Consider the following 16511-nt stretch of genomic DNA (forward strand, 5'->3'; position numbering starts at 1 on the left):
CCAACAATGCGATCTCAATGCTACACGAAAAAGCTCTGCCGAACGTCTTTGCGCGACATGCCCGCCACGGGGCCGCGACCAGAGCCACGGCGAGGGCGTGCCAAGGAAGCATTCTCACTCTTGGCCGGAAACAAGAGATCCTGTTCGGGGGCGGACTGCGACGGCATCGTCAGCATGAGGTTTCTAGAACGCATGTTTGCCAAGGAGGTCACTGACCTGTCCATTCAGGCGCAGGACTGTCTGAGTAGCAACGTGCACGGGCTATCGCGTTATCCCTCGTATTCCAAAATGTATAGACCGGCGTTGTAGTCGGACGTGTAAACCAATCCCTTCACCCGCGGTAGCGTGCCACGCAGCGCGCGGGACATTTCGAACCGGTTGAACGAGATCACGTTTAATTCGGCCCTGCTGAAGGAACTGCGCGCCCTGACGACTGCGCGCGACGCGGGGCGGTACACGGATCTGCGCCTGCACCGGGTCCATGGGGATGACCATCTGTCCGACTTCTCCCCCTCGTCCAAACTCAACGTGGAATGGGCCTACCTGCAGCACCTCTTCGAAAACGGGCGCACGCAAGCCACGCGGTTTCTTGACCGTCACGCAGGCGACATCGGGCAGCGCGACAGTTACGATCCAAGCGACATGCTTTCAGACATCATCGAAGGCGACATTCCCCGAAAGAAGGCCACCTCATGATCGGATTCCTTGGCATGATCCTTTCGCTGGGACTGCTGATCTTCTTTGCGTATCGCAGTGCCAGCGTGCTCGTACTCGGCCCCGTAATGGCACTGCTTGCGGCGGTTTTTTCGCTGCAGCCTGGCCTGGCGACCTACACGCAGGTGTTCATGCCAGCGATGGGTGGGTTTGTGATCACCTACTTTCCGCTCTTTCTTCTGGGAGCAGTGTTCGGCCGCTTCCTGGAAAGCTCAGGCGCCGCCACGGCGATTGCAAACGGGATCGTCGACCGCTTGGGTAAATCGCAGGCCATTCCGGCCGTCGTGCTGGCCTGCGCAATCCTGACCTATGGTGGCGTGTCGCTTTTCGTTGTGGCCTTCGCAGTCTATCCGATCGCCGTCGCGCTCTTTCGGTCAGCGGACATCCCGAAACGCCTGATCCCCGCGACCATCGCGCTTGGTGCGTTCACCTTCACCATGACGGCCTTGCCCGGCACCCCGGCGATCCAGAACGCGATCCCGATGCCCTATTTCGGAACCACACCCTTCGCCGCGCCCGGGCTTGGCCTGATAGCCGCCATCGTGATGGGCGGCGGCGGATTGGCTTGGTTGGTATTCCGACAGCGGCGCGCACAGATGGCGTCGGAAGGCTATGGCCCATGGGACGACCCGAGTCCTGAAACATCGGACGGCGAAGGCCCTTCGTTCGCCATTGCCGCGCTGCCGATCGTGGTCGTGATTGCGCTGAACTATCTTCTCTCGGTTCACGTCTTCCCTGCCCTCGACACATCTTACCTTGCCGAGCCGCGCTTTGGCGAAACGGACATCTCCGAGCTTCGGGGCATCTGGGCCATCATGGTCGCGCTCACCTTCGCAACGTTGCTGCTCATTGCCCTGAACATCAGGCGTCTGGCCACGCCCCAGACGGACCTGACCAACGGGGCCAACGCGTCGATGCTGCCCATTTTCAACACCGCGAGCCTTGTCGGCTTCGGCGCGGTGATCGCGGCGCTTCCAGCCTTCGCCACGGTGTCGGAGGCCGTCGAAACAATCGGCGGCGGGCCGCTGGTGTCGCTCGCCGTCTCGACCGGACTGCTCGCGGGTCTAACCGGGTCCGCCTCAGGCGGCATGAGCATCGCGCTTGAGGCCGTTGGCGCACAGTACCTAGCGCAAGCGCAGGCGCTCGGGCTGTCCCCGGATCTGTTGCATCGGGTGACTACACTTGCGACCGGCGGGCTAGATGCCCTGCCGCACAACGGCGCCGTGATCACGTTGCTGGCGATTTGCGGCCTCTCGCATCGCGACAGCTACGGCGACATCGCTGTCGTTGCTGTCTGTATTCCCCTGATCGCCTTGGTGGTCGTCATCGCGCTCGGCACGATCTTGGGCTCTTTCTGAGAAGGAAAACAACTTATGCGCTTGGTATTGGTTTGGCTTTTGATCTGCGTCACCGGCTTTGTGGGCAATCCAACACTCGCCCAGGCCCAGATGCTCCCGCTGTCGGAGGAGCCGGTCACCTCCGACGAACCGGCTTTCCCACTCGACACGGCAGGACGCGAGACGCCGCGCGGGCTGGTGACCGGGCTCGTGCAGGCCATGTCGGACGAAGATCATCAGCGAGTTGCGCTATATCTCGAGACACCAAACCGAATTGCAGATTTCGGTTTTCGTCAGTTTCATATCCTGCGGATCGAAACCGCACTCAATGCAGCGGCCCGTTTCGAGACTCCCGCGGAACTGAGCATTGCACCCGAAGGTGTACTCGATGACGGCCTCGCACCAATGCGCGAACGCGTCGGGACGCTGACCGTCGCAGACATGCAGCAACCGCTTCTGGCGAACCGCACCACGCTCGACGGTATTCCGGTCTGGAGGATCAGCGCCGAGACCGTCGAAATCCTTCTGGACTGGCGCAGCTCGACGGTCACGGGCTTGGGAACGGTACAGGAATTTCTATTAGGATTACCAAGTGGGCCAAGTGTTTTCGGGATCAGTGCGCGCGACGCGATCATTCTGATCGGCTTTGCTGCCCTGAGTCTGGGTCTTTCGTGGGCGCTTCTGAAGGTGCGCCGACTGGTCTCTCGCGTCGTCCGCCGCGGCCGCATGTCGACCCGGTTTTCGCGCTTCATCGAAGTGTCCGAACCGCCGCTTCAGCTTCTAATCGCTTCGCTGATCTTCACAGCGGGTATTTCTTATCTCGGCGTGTCGATGGTGGCCCGGTTCCAGGTCGTCTGGATCGTCGAACTGGCCGCTTGGCTTGCCGCGATCTGGTTCGTGTGGCGCCTGATCGACACCATTGGCGAAGCGGTTCTGGCCAGCATGTCCCGCCGGGGTGCGGCTTCGATGTTCTCTGCCGTGTCGTTCTTCACGCGGATCCTGAAGGCCATCCTGATCGTCGTCTCCGCCGCGTTCGCCCTGCGGGCCCTCGGCTTCGACATCACCGCAGGATTGGCAGCTCTTGGCGTCGGTGGACTAGCCTTGGCCTTGGGCGCACAGAAACTGATAGAGAACCTCGTCGGATCCGTATCCCTGATCGCCGACCGACCGATCCGCGTCGGCGACTTCTGCCGCTTCGGACAGACCCTCGGCACCATCGAGGAAATCGGAATCCGGTCGACGCGCATCCGCACCCTCGACCGCACGATCGTGACCGTGCCGAATGGTGAGTTCTCGTCCCTCCACCTGGAAAACTTCAGCAGGCGGGACCAGTTCCTGCTGCGGCACACCATCGACCTGCGCTATGAAACGGACGCCCGCCAAATCAAGGCAGTCCTATCGGGCCTGCGTGATATGCTCGTTGCCCATCCACGCCTCGTCGAAGATACCCCACGCGTCCGGTTCATCGGATATGGCGCATATTCTCTCGACATCGAGATGTTCGGCTATGTGCGCGCGCGTGACTGGAACGAATTCCTAGAAATACAGGAAGCCCTACTGATCGACGTGATGCACATCGTTGAAGGAACCGGCACCGGCTTCGCGTTTCCCACGCAGACGGTGTACCTAGGAAACGACGACATTCGTCCCCTTTTAAGCCTGAAGCAGCGTGCCGCGTGAGAGACACGTGTCAGCGCATTCGGTTTTCATCTCGAATTTCGGGACCCGATTTCACGCTCGTTCGACTTACCTCGCTGTATCCATCAGTAAGACCCAAATACGCGACAGACTACGAAATCCCGCGATCGAAACATGAACATCAGCTGCACACGACGCTCCACAACCTGTTGAATTTCCGTCTCAATCGCCACCATCCATCATGGGCGCAGAAGATAAGCGCGCTGCCTCGGTGGCTGCGTTCAAAGGCATTCAGCGATCTCCTCGTCTGCGCCCTCTACCGGAACGGACCCGCTGTGCACACCATACGCACACGGCGTCTGTCCTGCTACCCCACCCCGTACAAAGACAGGAAGACGGCGGTGTTTGGGTAGAGGTGCCTCAAAACAGGGGGCATTGCTGAACTCTCCCGCTTCAACAAATGTTGTAATGTTGGCCAGAATCGACTACCCTCTTGGCATGCCCAGACTCTCGATCGACATCTCGTCGGAAGACCATCAGAAGCTCAAGGCCATCGCTGCTCTCAAGGGGCAGAGCATAAAGGACTATGTCTTGGGTCGAGCGCTTGGCGACGCCCCTGCCCTCGACGGCATGAGCGAGGACCAGGCTTTCATGGCACTGGCCAACTTCCTGGAACCGAGGATCGAGCAGGCGCGGCGCGGCGAGCTTTCCGGCAAGTCCCTTGACGAGATCCGGCGCGAAGAGCGCAAGCGCGCAGGAGTCTAGCCCGATCCATGGCGAGCTACGACCTCACGCTTGCTGCGGAAGAAGACCTTCGGGATATCTGGCGGTACACGTTAGAAACCTGGGGACCAGAACAAGCGGACACGTACCTTGATCGACTTGGGGACTGCCTCGACGAGATCGGGAGCCGACGAGCGCCGCCAAGGTCATTGCCGCAAATGCCTGACGAAGTCTGCCTCCATAGATGCCAGCGTCACTACATCTTCTGGCTTGCAATCGACCGCCCCATCATCATCGCCGTCCTACACGAGAAAATGGATGTCGTGCAGAGGCTGGCAGACCGGATCTAATGGCCAGGCTGAAAGCTTGCGGTCCAGAGCCAAGTTATCCCTGCCCATGCGGAGTCGAGCTATCAAAGATGACTGATTTGAACTGGCTTCGTTCAGACCATGAAACAGAATGGTGCGTCCTTACTGGACAAAAGAGGGGCATCTAACGGCCAGCCTATCGCTTTTTCGGCATGTCGTACCGAACGCAATGCCACAGTCGCGGATACAGCGATAGGCCTGCGGATTACAGCCGAACGCATGATTAACCGAGGATTAACCGCGATACGTCAGCCTGCCAAGGTATCGCAATACCGGGCTGGGGATCACGATGTACGAATTTCGCGGCGCAACGCTTCAGGAGGCCGTTCACCAGGCGCTCCGATATCCGGCGTTGTCAACAAAGAAGCTGGCCAAGGTGGCGGCGAAATTCGACTTCACTGCCCGCCTACGGATGGGAAACGTTCTGTTCGTCGGTGAGGGCAATCTGAGCTTTGCCCTGACGATATCGGGCAAGCCGCGCGTTCCAACCTCCTCGATCCTGGCGACAGTGTACGAGGCAGAGGAAGACTTGACGGACACCGCCTACGACAATGCACGCAAGCTTCTGAAACTCGGATGCAGCGTCAAAACGGGCGTGGATGCCACACGGCTCTCCGACACCATCGGGAAACGCCAGTTCCGAACAATCATCTTCCAGTTTCCAAACGTGGCCTCCCGTGATCCACGCTACGGACAAAATCCAAATCATGTCCTGGTAGCCCGCTTCCTCAAGAGCGCCCGAAACCACCTGAAACCGGGCGGCCTTGTGATCGTCTCGACCGTGGATAGCCCATTCTATGAGGGTGCGTTCAAAATGGACGATGCGGCACGCAAAGCAGGCTTTGCGGCTCCGGACATCTACACTTTCGACCCCAGAGAATACCCAGGATATACCCACCAAAACACCGCCAACGAGGAGTCCGCCGCCGATGGCCACACCGCCTTCGCAACTTTCGTTTTTTCCGGATGAGTGGCCGGACGGGCTGACCTATCTGAAAAATTACATCCCGGAAGACGAGGCCGAAAGGCTCGTCCGTGAGATCGACGCAGCCCCCTGGCGCACCGATCTGAAACGGCGGGTGCAGCATTACGGCTATCGCTACGACTACAAAGCACGGCAGGCCCGGCGGGAAGATTATCTTGGGCCACTGCCAGACCTGTTTCAGCACCTAGCGGAACGGTTGACCTCTGAAGGCCAATTTCAAACCGTTCCGGATCAAGTCATCATCAACGAATATCAGCCCGGACAGGGCATCTCTGCCCATATCGACTGCCAACCCTGCTTTGGTGAGACGATAGCATCCCTGAGCTTGCTCTCGGCCTGTGTGATGCGGTTTGCCTCGCTGAGGTCTTCCCGGCACATGGATCTTCTGCTTCAGCCCGACAGCCTTTTGGTTATGGCAGGTGAAGCCCGCCATGACTGGACCCATGCGATACCAGCCAGAAAGACGGATCTTGTCGAAGGCCAGAAGTCCCAACGAATGCGGCGCATTTCGCTGACATTTCGGCAAATGAAATTCGAGAATTGAGTTTCGCCGTTTCGAACACGACGAACCGAAGAGAACACGACGCCGCACGACATTGCGCGATCGAAACATGAACATACACTGCACACGCCTTCACTCAACCCTCTGAAATATATCTTAAATCGCCACCATCCATCATGGGCGCAATGGAAAGTCGAGCGGCTTCGGTGGCTGCTTCGTTGAGCATTCTTGGGTCTCCTATGGTCCGTGAACCGAATGTTGGGACCATATTTCACACATACTGCACGCGGATTGGGCCGGTCTAGCCCGCGGAGAGTGAAGACAGGTCAACGGCGGTGATTGGGTAGGTTTGTGAACCTGCCCCTACTCCATCGGACGATCCCGAAGAAAAAACGACCGTCAAAAAACGTCTGCGAAGTTGCTCGAACCCCAGCGTATTTCACGTTCAGACGGACACCATGCTGATTGCTGCAAAATCAATATGCTCCCCTCCTCCAAAACAAATGCCCAATCTGTAGGATCATCAATTTGGCTGGAGTACTGCCGTTCTCAGGAATCGCCTCGGCGTGGTCTTCTGGCGTCGCTCATTGAAGCCGGTTTGAATTGATCCTGATCAGCGCATTCCTACGAAGGCCAGCGTAGAAGCGTAGCGATACCACCGTTGATTCTAAGGTGTCATCATGACGTACGTTTCTCCATCCCAAACTCGTCCCGGCGCACTCGGCAAGGTTGTTGCCTTCCTTGCAATCACCTTCGCGATCACCTGGGGCGTGATAGGAGCATACATCTATTGGCCGGACGCCATGGCCATCCGCTTTGGGGCGATCAGCGGCAGTCATCCATTCTACTTCCTCGCCACCTGGGCGCCTGCAATCTCGGCGATTCTGGTCGTTTTCTCTTTCGCCGGTCTCGACGGGCTGCGCGGGTTGTTCTCACGCCTGATGATGTGGCGCTGTCCGCCTGTCTGGTGGGTCTTCATTCTAGTGGGCCTCCCGTTGGTCTTCATAGCCGGATCGCTGATCAAGGGCGGCCCTCTCCTGACGCCGCTGCCGCCCGAGGGGGCCGGGGCGCTGCTGTCCGTGATGATTATGATGCTGTTTCTCGGCCCGGTGGAAGAACTTGGCTGGCGCGGCGTGGCGCAGCCGCTTTTGCAGCGCCACGTGGCGCCCTTCTGGGCCGGTGCGATCATCGGCACGGCCTGGGGGGTATGGCACCTTCCGGCCTTCTACCTTGCCGGCGTCGTCTATGAGAACTGGAGCTTTCTGCCCTTCCTGATCGGCAATATCACGCTGGCGATCCTCGTCACGCCGATCTTCAACGCCGCCCGGGGCAGCCTGCTTCTACCGGTGCTGTTTCACTGGCAACTCATCAACCCGTTCTGGCCCGATGCGCAACCCTGGGACACCGTCATCCTTGTCGGCGTCGTCGCAGTGGTCGTCTGGGTCTGGCGCGACCAGATGTTCTCGCGTGAAGGGGCCGTGACCGAAGTCATCCCGGGCGAGACGCGGTTGTGATGCGCCGATCGATCCAGGCGGAGTGCTTTGCCTTGGTTGCTGCCGCTGGGTCGCTCTTCTGCACGGCGGCCATGGCTGAAGACGGCGCGCTTAAAAACCTGCTATCCGAGTTTCACAAGCGCTATGGGTTTCCGGGCGCGACCGCCGCGGTCGCGCTGCCAGATGGTAAAATCGTCACTGCCGCAACAGGCGTTGCAGATATGGAAGCCAACCGACCAATGGCGCCCGACACGCCGATGCTTGCGGCGAGCATCGGCAAAAGCTTCGTCGCGGCAACTCTGCTGTCCCTCGAAAGCGATCGCGTCCTGTCTCGCAAGGACCTGGTGTCGGAACACCTCGGCGGCTTCGACTGGTTCGGCCGCCTTCCGAACCATGCGACGGTGACGGTAGGCGATCTGATGCGCCATGGTGCGGGACTGCCCGACCATGTCCACCTCGAGAGTTTCCAGATCGAGATGGCCGCACGCTTGGTCACCGGTGCCGCTGCCCTCACGCCCGAAGAAGCGATCGCATTCATCCTCGACGCAGAGCCGCTCTTCGATGCCGGATCTGGTGGGGCTTACACCGACACCGGGTATCTGCTCCTTGGCCTCGTCATCGAACAAGCGAGCGGCCGGTCCTACTACGACATTGTCACCGAGCGCTTCCTCGACCAGCTCGGGCTGGCCGACACACGCCCCTCGAACCAGCGCACGCTTCATGGCCTCGCAGTGGGGTATGTGGCCGAGGACAATCTCTTCAACCTCCCGCCTCGGACGATTGACGCACAAGGAACCCTGCTTTGGGATCCGTCGATGGAATGGACCGGCGGCGGGCTGGTCTCGACCTCAGGCGACCTCGCCGCCTGGGGGCAAGCGTTGTTCACCGGGGCCGCAATGGAGAGCCCCTACCTCGACCGCCTGCTCGACGCCATTCCCGTGTCGCCTGACGCGCCGGGCATCCTTTATGGCGCGGGTGTGGCGATCTATGCGGACACGCCGCGCGGGCCGGTCTACGGCCATGGCGGCTGGATACCGGGCTACGTCTCGAGCCTGCGCCACTACGCCAATCATGATGTGACCGTGGCCTTCCAGATCAACACCGATGTGGGGATAGTAGATGACAGCACCGATCTCGTGCCCGCGCTTGAAGCGGCGCTTGCCGATCTGGCGATCGAGCTGGCGCGGACGGACGGATCGGAATGAGTGTGCGCAGTGGTGCCCTTGGTCAGGCAAGCTTCGCAAAAAATTCAAACCTCAAACAAGATAAGGAGCGGACAAATGGGATTGGTATCGCGTAGGGCGCTGATCGCGGGCGGTTTGTCCGTTGCCGCGCTTGGCGCCGTTGGCTACGGCATGTGGCCACGGATGGACGGTTATCGCGAAGAGGTCGAGCGGCAGCGCCGATTGCTTGCAGCGAACCCCGACCTTCAGGAGCTCGTCCGCATGGCCACGTTGGCAGCCAACGGGCACAACACCCAGCCGTGGAAGTTCCGGCTTTTGGATGGGCAAGTCAGCATTCTTCCGGACCTCACGCGGCGGACTGAGGTCGTCGATCCGGACGACCATCATCTTTATGTCAGCCTCGGATGCGCGGCGGAAAACCTCGTGATCGCCGCTGCGGCGACCGGGCGCGCCGCCGAGGTGGCCATCAAAGCGGGCGACGAGCCCCGGATCGATATCGCCCTGACCCGATCGACCGCGGCGCCCGCTCCCCTTTACGAGGCGATCCCGGTTCGCCAATCCACGCGCTCGCTCTACGACGGTCAGCAGATATCGGCGGCGGACATGGCGCTGCTCGAAGCCGCGGCGCAGGAGGAGGGCGTGTCCGTCCTGTTCTTCACCGACGCTGCGGACCGTGACACCGTTGCCGACTTCGTCATCGCCGGCAACAGCGCCCAGATGGATGACCCCGCCTTCGTACAGGAGCTTCTGGATTGGCTTCGGTTCACTCCGGACCGCGCGGTGGACATGGGAGACGGTCTCTTCTCGGCCTGTTCCGGCAATCCGGTCGTGCCGGACTGGATAGGCTCGCGGATGTTCAAAACCTTCTTCACGAAAGACGCCGAGAACCAGAAATATGCCGATCACATCCGGTCCTCCGCCGGTGTGGCCGTGTTCGTTGGCGACCGCGACGATCCCGAGCACTGGATCAAGGTCGGCCGCAGCTTTGAGCGCTTCGCGCTGCAGGCAACCGCTCTGGGCATACGCAATGCCCATATCAACCAGCCGATCGAAGACCTCACCATTCGTCCCGAATTCGCCGTCTGGATTGGCATGCCAAATGCGCGGCCCGACCTCGTGATCCGTTTCGGGCGTGCTCCCCTGCTGCCAATGTCGCTCAGGCGACCTGTCAGCGAGGTCCTCGTATGACCTTGCCCGCTTCAAATCGGACCGCATCGTTGGTCGATCTGAAAAACCGCCTCTGCGACGCACTCAAGGCCGGAGATGTACACCGAACGGGCGAGCACCATCTTTGCGCCCACGGACAAGGCGTTCTTCGACGGCGTGATCGACCCGGCGCGACTGGCCGCGGATCGAAGCCCGGCCCAACGCGCTTGCACCCGGGCTCATGAAATGACGACGCGGCGCGCCGTACTTACCGGGATCGGAAGCCTCGCATTGGCTGGGACGGCCTATGCCACCGGCGCTTTCCGCGAGGCACGTACGCAAGCCGAAAGCCGCCTGTTCGCGCAATCGGCAACCATCGACAGCCGCGCAGAAGCCTTGGAATACGCGGTGGCCGGGAACGGCCGACCCGTGATGATGATCCACGGCACCGGCGGCGGCTTCGACCAGGGGCTTCTGTTCGCGGCGAAGCTGCGTCAGCGTGGGTTCAGCATCGTCGCGCCGTCGCGGTTCGGATACCTCGGCAGTGCCTTTCCCGACCACGCCTCGCCCGTGCATCAGGCCGACGCTCTGGTCGATTTGCTAGACCATCTGGGCATCGAGCGGCTGCCTGTGCTGGGTGGTTCTGCGGGTGCGCTGACCGCGGCCGAGTTCGCGTTGCGCCATCCCGACCGATGCTCGCATCTGGGTCTGCTTGTTCCGGCGGCGAACCTGACAAACCGCGATCCGGTGGAATTCACGGCCATGCAGATGCTCGTTCTCGAGGCCGTATTCGGATCGGATTTTGCGTTCTGGGCGGTGTCACGTCTGGCACGACGGCAGATGATCCGGACCCTCCTTGCGACTGCCCCCGCGCTGCTCGACGCAGTGTCAAGGCAAGAGCAACGGCGGGCGCGAACGATACTTGACCAGATATTCCCGATCAGCCGCAAGACCCACGGAATGCGGAACGACGGCTTCTGGGCGGGCACGCCCTCGCCCACGGCGTACGAAGACATCGCGGTGCCCACATTGATCCTGTCCTGCGAGGACGATCTGTTCGGAACCGCCGCCACCGCCCGCCTGCTTGCCGGGCGTATCCCGCGCGCAGACCTCACCGTTTATTCGAGCGGCGGGCACATCTGGCTGGGCCATGACGACGATTTCGCCGACCGGATCATGTCGTTCATCCAACCCGCACCCACCTAGGAGGCCTTGCCGTGTCTTTTCGCCAAGTCGTTCAGACCAGCTTAGGAAGGCCTGAAAACCTAGAGCTGAAGACTGTGGCCAGCCTCCCCGAACCGGGTCCCGGCCAGGTGCGTGCGCACGTCCTCGCCACCAGCGCTGCCTTTGCAGATGTCAAGATCCGCATGCGGCTCAACCCGGGCGTGAGGGAGAAACTGCCCTTCGTCCTCGGCCACGATCTCCTCGGTCTCATTGATGCAACGGGACCGCGCGTCGAGGGCTGGTCGCTCGGCGACCGGGTCGCCGACCGCACGACCATCGGTGCTTATTCGGAGTATGTCGGTCTACCTGCAGATCGCCTGACCCGCGTGCCGGATGGCATAACGGACGAGGATGGGCTCGTCATGTTCCTGCCGGTGGTTACGCCCTATCAGATGCTGCACCGGGTCGCGAAGGCGAAGGCCGGACAGAGTCTGCTATTCCATGGCGAAGGCGGCACGGTGGGCCACATCGACTCCGCTCTCGGGCTGGCGCCGCGCGAAGCGGTTTACACCTTCGCCGTTTCACCGCAGAACTTCTTCGAGCTTCCCGATCAGGACGGAACCGTCACCGTCGGACGATGGGCCGACCTTTTTCTGCTCGATGCCAACCCTCGCGACAGCCTGGAGAACTTGCTGCACCCGCGCACCGTGATCATCGGCGGTCAGGTGCTTGATGGCAGCGCAGTTGCCAAAATCCAAGCCAACCTGATCGCTGACGGACGATAGGATGCGAATGATGGGATGGGCATTTCTTTTCCTGTTTGCTTTGGTTGCGACCGGTGCGGCTTTCCTGTGGTTGAAGAGCCCTGGAACTATCCCGCCTCTTCGCGATGCGCGCGGCGCGCAAATCCCCGGCAGCATATCCGAGCGCGTGACGGTCGAGATCGGCGGTGTACCGCAAGGCATGATCATCCAGAGCGTCGATCCATCGAATCCGGTTCTTTTGTTCCTGCACGGTGGTCCGGGAATGCCCGAGTTCTTCCTTCAGAACACGCATCCGACCGGCCTTGAGCAGGATTTCACGGTCGTTTGGTGGGAGCAGCGCGGAGCGGGGATTTCGTGGTCGCCAGACCTCGATCCGGGCGATCTGACGATCGACCGCCTGATCCTCGATACGATCGAAGTGGCCGATTTCCTGCGGGCGCGGTTCGGACAGGATCGCATCTTACTCCTCGGGCATTCATGGGGGAGTTTCCTCGGACTTCAGGTGGCCGCCCGCGCGCCGGATCGATTCACCTCCTATGTCGGCATGGCGCAGGTCGCCCATCAGCTTCGGTCCGAGATCATGGCACGAGAGGTTATGATCGCGGCCTATCGACAGCGAGGCGACAGCGGCATGGTCCGGCGCCTTGAAGACGCGTCGGTGTCGATGGAGACAGGCATGTCCAACGCATATCTGCGATTGAGGGACGCCGCGACCCACCGGCTGGGCGGTGGAACCACACGCGACATGACCTCAGTCATCACGGGCGTGTTCCTGCCAGTCATGGGACTGCCGGTCTACACGCTGCGCGAAAAGATCGGTCTCTGGCGTGGCAAAGCTTGGTCGCGGGGCCTCCTGTGGGAAGAGATCCTGCGCACCGATCTGGGCGAGCAGGTCGAGAGGCTCGAAATCCCGATGCACTTCTTCATCGGCGCCCATGACCTCACTGCGGCGCCAGCGTTGTCGCGAGAGTTGTACGACCATCTCGACGCGCCGGAAAGGCAGTACCATGTCTTCGAGAACTCAGCCCACTCGCCGCTTTTCGAAGAGCCAGACCGTGCACGGGAAATCCTTCGCAGCATTGCTGCCTCGGCGCGCTGAAGGCCACGGGGCAAAACGACCGCGATCACCGGTCGGGCTGCGGAAAGCTCACATCGGTGATATCGGCGATGAAGAACGGGAAATACTCATCCGTTTCAAACATGTTGCCCGCCTCCACATGGGTCGGCAGTGTGAACCCGTCGAACTTACGGAACTCTGACAGGTACCCGCCGAAAGGCTGCAGACGATGCACTTTCTCAGGGTTCGCATTGCTCCAGCGCAGGAAGGAGACATGAAGCGGCCGGCCCTCTGCATCGACGGTCACATCGACGGATTGCTGCAGATCGCCCCGCCGCATTGTGAAACGCGCCACGTTCTCGGAAACGGGCTCCCAAGTGACGTTCGGGCCAGGCAGAACGGCAGCAGGCGACCAGAAGACCGCCTCGGCAACATAGCGACCGAAGGCCGAGCGCGCGTGATCCGGGTCACCCCCGAATCGCGCGACGGGCGCGATGCCGTACAGCCAAAAGCGCGTCCAAGCTCCGCTGTCCGAACCGCTCATGCGCATGGCGCCATTGCTGGACATGGCCCAGACAAATCCATCGGGTGCAGCGAGCACCTGGGTCGCGCGCATCGGCATGTAGCCGGGATCGACCTTGTCGCCCATCCCGAACTGGCCCTCCATCTCGATCACCGCGACGGTGTAGAGCGGCGTGCCCTCGGCAATCGCGAAGGTGAAGAAGCGTCGTGCTGGTTCCGGCAGATCGGCGACCATGTCGTGCGAAAAGACCGGAGGATCTGAGGGCTGCAGCGCTATCAGTCGATCCATCTCGGCGCGATCGGCACGCCGATCGGAGTGCCGCCAGACCATCAAAGCGGCAATCGCGAAGACGACGACAAGGAGAACGAGTATGAAAACAAGACGCATGTGAGGGCCTGTCAGTCTGCACCGCAACGGCGAGCACGGCATGTTGTGCCATGAATTTGGAACCGTCGTTAGATCGCGCTGGTCATCCCATGCGCTCTACCTATGTATCCGCCGAATTCGCAGGGCGAAACTTGATCCTGATCAGAGAAAAGACGCTTCTGGCGCCAAGATGATGCGCGACATGACCGGCTCTGCGATACAGCGACTATGATTGTACGCTTCTTTGAGCCCACCTTCGCGCTGTGCTGGACGTTCTGGGCTTTCGCGGCTGTCTTTACCGATGCTGCGTCGGCACTGAAGCTCCTGAGAACCTTCGGTCCGGGGTTGGCGGCACTGATCGTTGTCTGGCAGGGTGTCTCTCGGCGACGGGCGCCCTTGTCTTGCCTCCTGCGCCGGCGCATGCCAATGCGGATCTGCGGCTGCACTCTTGAACTGCGAGAGGGGCATGTCTCCTGAATCGAAAGGAACGCTCCGCCACACGGTAGAGTGCGATTTACACGTGAACACGCACTGCACGCGAGACCCCGCAACTAACTGATATCTGATCAGAATCGTCACCATCGATCATGGGTGCGCAAGAGAGGCGCGCGGCCTCGGTGGCTGCGTTCAAGGGTATACAAAGGTCTCTTAGGGGCCACCGGTTGTTGGAAACTGCCCGCGGTGCATATCATAAGCAGTTTAGGATCGTCCAGAATGCCCAAAGCGCGACCGTTGCGCCATCTGGTCCGCTCACTCAATGATTGCGGGCAACTCCTAGTTGAGATTGAGCGCGTTTACGCCTTTCCTGACTGGGTCCCTTTCGAGGATGCTCAATGACTGAAGTCGGAGGCTTTCAAACCACAACTGTCGTCAGACGAAGCTTCATTCACCTGGTGATAGCTCGACGAGACTTGTGATTTCCGGGGCGCCCAACTGGTTTTCGGGGCTCACGGCGAATGCCGCCAACAGATCATCGCGGTCGAATTCGGGTGTTCCGAGCGCGTTTACCCAGAAAGCGATGCCGTCGGCGTCACCGTCGCGATCTAGAGCATTCCGGTAGATCAGCTCAACGAATGCCTGGTCCGACAGCGTTTCTACGGGGCCGCCAATTCTACCTTCGAATTCAGCGCTGGCGAGGAAGAATTGCGCGATGTCGACGATCGAGACCAAGTCCGCTTGTTCCGGAAGTTCCTGGAAGAGTGCGTCGATCCAGAAGTTGAGACCGGGCAGGTCGGGAAAGCGGTCGAAGGCAGCATCGTAAAGGTAGGCGACCGTGCGCGCTTGCAGGTCTGTTGCGCTCAAATCGCTTTCCAGCACGCGCATGGTAATCGTACCGATATCGGTCGCGCCACTAAGGTCTTCCACGGCGTATTCGAATGAGTCCAGACCGGTAAAGGCAACCGGTGCGGCATAAGACAGGCTACCGTCGCTGTTTCGCAGGACGATACCACCAGCGTTCGTCAAGAGCCCGGCTCCAGTCGGGGTTTCAAAGCTGAACCCCGGTCCGCTTGCAGTCAGAGGTCCCACCGACAGAGGGTCGCCGTCCGGATCGGTATCGTTTGCGGTTGGGTCGAAGGCAAAGACCGGCGTGAAGGCGGCACTCGAGACCATGTCGTCCCGTGCGACCGGCGGAGCGTTGGTGTCCGTGTCGTCCTCCGGAACCGGGGGCGTGTCATCCTGCATGACAGGCGGAATGGTGACCTCAAGGATACCGACGGAAAAGGTCACGGTGCCGTCGGGCGTGGCGCCGGTCGTCACATCGTCCAGCAGAACCGAGACTTGGAGTTGCGCCGGGACGGCGCTGTCCAAGGTGGTCCCCTTGCGCAGAAAATGCGACCCGTCAATCTGGAAAAGACCGGCATCGCGGCCCGAGAGGGTCAGTATGTTCGTCCCAAGCGCGTCATCCATGATGACGATGTCGGCGATCTTGATCCGGACGCTGGTGTCGATGTCTTCCGCGAGTTGGCTCACGACGTTCGCGAGCGTGAGTTGGGGCGGGTCGTTCGCATCCGTGATCGCGAGCACGAGGCCTTCGGACCCTTTGAGACCCGTGAAGGCGGGATCGTCGAGGGTGACGGTGACCTCAAGCTGCGGATCGGTCTCGAAATCGAGCGCCTTCCCTGCCGAGAGATAAAGCACGTCACCGTCGATCTCGAAACGGCCCGCATCGGCCCCCGCCAGCGCCAGCGTGTTGGTGCCAAGCGCATCATCGGTCACGACGATGTCCGCGATCTTGATGCGGGCGGTTGTGTCGGCGGCCTCCGAGAGGTTGCCGAGAACATTGGCGAGCGACAGCACGGGGGCTTCGTTCACGTCCGTCACCGCGAGGCTCAGGTCCGCGCTGGCCTCCGGGCCGGTTCCGATGGCCGGATCGTCCACCGACACCGTCACCGAAAGGCCAGGGTCGGTTTCGAAATCGAGCGTCGTGCCTGACCTGAGGAACACCTCCATCCCGTCCAGCTGGAACGCGGCTGCATCCGCGCCGCCGAGGCTCAGGTCATTCGTACCTATCCCGTCATCCGTGACGACCACGTCCGCCACCTTGAC

At 60.9% G+C, this 16511-nt stretch carries 15 protein-coding genes; 13 read left to right on the plus strand and 2 right to left on the minus strand.

Translation table 11 applies throughout. The features are described from left to right. The first annotated feature begins 345 nt into the window (after positions 1-345). The 13 genes from BUA42_RS08790 to BUA42_RS08850 all read left to right on the plus strand — a co-directional run bounded on the left by BUA42_RS08790 (position 346) and on the right by BUA42_RS08850 (position 13117). Positions 346-696, plus strand: a complete 351-nt coding sequence (locus tag BUA42_RS08790) for a hypothetical protein (RefSeq protein WP_143152650.1) — start codon at positions 346-348, stop codon at positions 694-696. Beyond that, positions 693-2072: a GntP family permease gene (locus tag BUA42_RS08795; protein ID WP_072777307.1), complete on the plus strand. Its 1380-nt coding sequence runs from the start codon at positions 693-695 to the stop codon at positions 2070-2072. The genes BUA42_RS08790 and BUA42_RS08795 overlap by 4 nt, the downstream gene beginning before the upstream one ends. A 15-nt stretch (positions 2073-2087) precedes the next feature. Continuing rightward, complete coding sequence (locus BUA42_RS08800) at positions 2088-3731, plus strand: mechanosensitive ion channel family protein (RefSeq protein ID WP_072777308.1); 1644 nt, start codon at positions 2088-2090, stop codon at positions 3729-3731. 456 nt (positions 3732-4187) lie between these two features. Then, positions 4188-4454 (plus strand): hypothetical protein, encoded by a 267-nt coding sequence (locus tag BUA42_RS08805; RefSeq protein WP_072777504.1) that lies wholly within the window; start codon positions 4188-4190, stop codon positions 4452-4454. An 8-nt stretch (positions 4455-4462) separates the two neighbouring features. Beyond that, positions 4463-4762, plus strand: a complete 300-nt coding sequence (locus tag BUA42_RS08810; RefSeq protein ID WP_072777309.1) for a type II toxin-antitoxin system RelE/ParE family toxin — start codon at positions 4463-4465, stop codon at positions 4760-4762. A gap of 394 nt (positions 4763-5156) precedes the next feature. Continuing rightward, positions 5157-5750, plus strand: a complete 594-nt coding sequence (locus tag BUA42_RS08815; RefSeq protein WP_178346881.1) for a Rossmann-like fold-containing protein — start codon at positions 5157-5159, stop codon at positions 5748-5750. Continuing rightward, the gene (locus BUA42_RS08820) at positions 5710-6309 is read left to right on the plus strand and encodes an alpha-ketoglutarate-dependent dioxygenase AlkB (protein WP_072777311.1); all 600 of its coding nucleotides are present in this window, start codon (positions 5710-5712) and stop codon (positions 6307-6309) included. The genes BUA42_RS08815 and BUA42_RS08820 overlap by 41 nt, the downstream gene beginning before the upstream one ends. Before the next feature lie 638 nt (positions 6310-6947). Further along, a complete protein-coding gene (locus tag BUA42_RS08825) occupies positions 6948-7781 on the plus strand; it encodes a CPBP family intramembrane glutamic endopeptidase (protein ID WP_072777312.1) in 834 nt (277 codons plus the stop codon). Then, complete coding sequence (locus tag BUA42_RS08830; RefSeq protein WP_245818978.1) at positions 7781-8965, plus strand: serine hydrolase domain-containing protein; 1185 nt, start codon at positions 7781-7783, stop codon at positions 8963-8965. The genes BUA42_RS08825 and BUA42_RS08830 overlap by 1 nt, the downstream gene beginning before the upstream one ends. A 75-nt stretch (positions 8966-9040) precedes the next feature. Then, positions 9041-10132 (plus strand): Acg family FMN-binding oxidoreductase, encoded by a 1092-nt coding sequence (locus tag BUA42_RS08835; protein WP_072777314.1) that lies wholly within the window; start codon positions 9041-9043, stop codon positions 10130-10132. Positions 10133-10207: 75 nt separating this feature from the next. Further along, the gene (locus BUA42_RS08840) at positions 10208-11296 is read left to right on the plus strand and encodes an alpha/beta fold hydrolase (protein ID WP_072777315.1); all 1089 of its coding nucleotides are present in this window, start codon (positions 10208-10210) and stop codon (positions 11294-11296) included. Between the two features lie 11 nt (positions 11297-11307). After that, positions 11308-12039 carry an alcohol dehydrogenase catalytic domain-containing protein gene (locus BUA42_RS08845; protein ID WP_084066169.1) on the plus strand — a complete coding sequence of 244 codons (732 nt, stop codon included), beginning with the start codon at positions 11308-11310 and terminating at the stop codon, positions 12037-12039. Positions 12040-12049: 10 nt separating this feature from the next. Continuing rightward, positions 12050-13117 (plus strand): alpha/beta fold hydrolase, encoded by a 1068-nt coding sequence (locus BUA42_RS08850; RefSeq protein WP_178346882.1) that lies wholly within the window; start codon positions 12050-12052, stop codon positions 13115-13117. 25 nt (positions 13118-13142) lie between these two features. On the opposite strand, the gene BUA42_RS08855 is transcribed toward BUA42_RS08850, so the two are convergent. Beyond that, positions 13143-13985: a DUF6544 family protein gene (locus BUA42_RS08855; protein ID WP_072777317.1), complete on the minus strand. Its 843-nt coding sequence runs from the start codon at positions 13983-13985 to the stop codon at positions 13143-13145. Positions 13986-14846: 861 nt separating this feature from the next. Then, on the minus strand, positions 14847-16505 hold the full coding sequence (locus BUA42_RS08865; protein WP_072777319.1) for a DUF4214 domain-containing protein: 1659 nt from the start codon (positions 16503-16505) through the stop codon (positions 14847-14849). Between the last annotated feature and the right edge of the window lie 6 nt (positions 16506-16511).

It is taken from the genome of Marivita hallyeonensis (assembly GCF_900129875.1).
Classification (GTDB): domain Bacteria; phylum Pseudomonadota; class Alphaproteobacteria; order Rhodobacterales; family Rhodobacteraceae; genus Marivita; species Marivita hallyeonensis.